At 50.8% G+C, this 1560-nt stretch carries 1 protein-coding gene; it reads left to right on the top strand.

Annotated elements, in window-relative coordinates; all coding sequences use genetic code 11:
* Positions 1–242: 242 nt before the first annotated feature.
* On the top strand, positions 243–1560 hold a 1318-nt coding region (locus A918_RS0113575), incomplete at its 3' end, for an amino acid permease (protein ID WP_022711593.1).

Below are 1560 nucleotides of genomic sequence, written 5' to 3'. Positions count from 1 at the left end.
CCTGATGAAAATCAGGGCCTTTTTCTTTTACCGACACGTCATAGCACCGCCCTATGCGACATTAGTCTAACCTCATGCAAATTTTGCTTTCCCTTGAAAGCACACAGGAGTAATCGCTCAGGGTGTTTGCCAGCGCTGCGGAATCAGCGCCCGCCGGCAAAGCATGCAGAAAACAAAAACAGAATATTTTCTTGGATTTAGGAGGGAAAATATTCTGGCAGATGAATTGTGAGGCATACTGAATGGATACTGCATCGGGGCACCCGCATTCCCAAGAGGAAGAGCCGCATCTTGCCCGTAATCTCAAAAACCGCCATTTGCAGCTGATCGCCATCGGCGGTGCTATTGGTACCGGCCTTTTCATGGGCTCGGGCAAAACAATTTCGCTCGCAGGCCCGTCAATCCTGCTGGTCTATGCGATTATCGGCTTTATGCTGTTTTTCGTAATGCGCGCTTTGGGCGAGCTGTTACTGTCCAATCTGAATTATCGCTCTTTTGCTGATTTTGCCGGTGATTATCTCGGATCATGGGCGCAGTTTTTTACCGGCTGGACCTATTGGCTGTGCTGGATTGTTACCGGTATTGCCGATGTTGTGGCCGTTGCCGGTTATATGTCGTTCTGGTTCCCTGAGCTGGCCTTGTGGATTCCCGCCCTTGGCCTGATCGTGGTTTTGGTTGCGCTGAACTTGCCGAATGTGCGCAATTTCGGTGAAATCGAATTCTGGTTCGCGCTGATTAAGATTGTTGCCATTGTTGCGCTGATTATTACCGGCGTTGTCATGCTCAGTTCCGGCTATGTGTCACCAAACGGCACTGCGGCTTCCATTACCCATTTGTGGGATCAGGGCGGCTTCTTCCCGAATGGTTTCTTCGGTTTTGTTGCCGGTTTCCAGATCGCGGTTTTCGCTTTTGTCGGTATTGAGCTTGTTGGTACCGCCGCTGCTGAAACCGAAAATCCGGAGCGCAATCTGCCAAAGGCGATCAACTCGATCCCTGTGCGTATTGTGCTGTTCTATCTCGGTTCGCTCTTTGTCATCATGACTGTGATGCCTTGGAACCAAGTTGACCCGTCGAGCAGTCCGTTTGTCGCCATGTTCTCGCTCGCAGGCCTCGGCATTGCCGCGCATGTCGTGAATTTCGTGGTGCTGACCTCTGCGGCTTCGAGCGCCAATTCCGGTATTTACTCGACATCGCGTATGATTTTTGGTCTGGCAAGCTATGCTCTGGCACCAAAAACACTGGGCAAACTGAACCACCGTCATGTGCCGGTCAATGCGCTGTTCTTCTCCTGCACATTCCTGCTCGCAGGTGTTGTGCTGCTTTACGCAGGACAGAGCATTATTGAAGCTTTCACCATTGTGACCACGATTTCGGCTCTGCTGTTTATCTTTGTCTGGTCGATCATTCTGGCATCTTATGTGCAATATCGTCGTAAGCGTCCTGATCTCCATGCGAAATCAAACTTCAAAATGCCGGGCGGTTATGCAGCCATCATTATGGTGTTTGCGTTCTTTGCTTTCATCCTCTGGGCATTGGCACAGCAGGCAGACACAGCACAGG

Source organism: Pseudochrobactrum sp. AO18b (assembly GCF_000409565.1).
In the GTDB taxonomy this organism is placed as follows: domain Bacteria; phylum Pseudomonadota; class Alphaproteobacteria; order Rhizobiales; family Rhizobiaceae; genus Pseudochrobactrum; species Pseudochrobactrum saccharolyticum.
The sequence above is the reverse complement of the archived record's forward strand: the minus strand, read 5'-3'. Positions and strand labels throughout refer to the sequence as shown.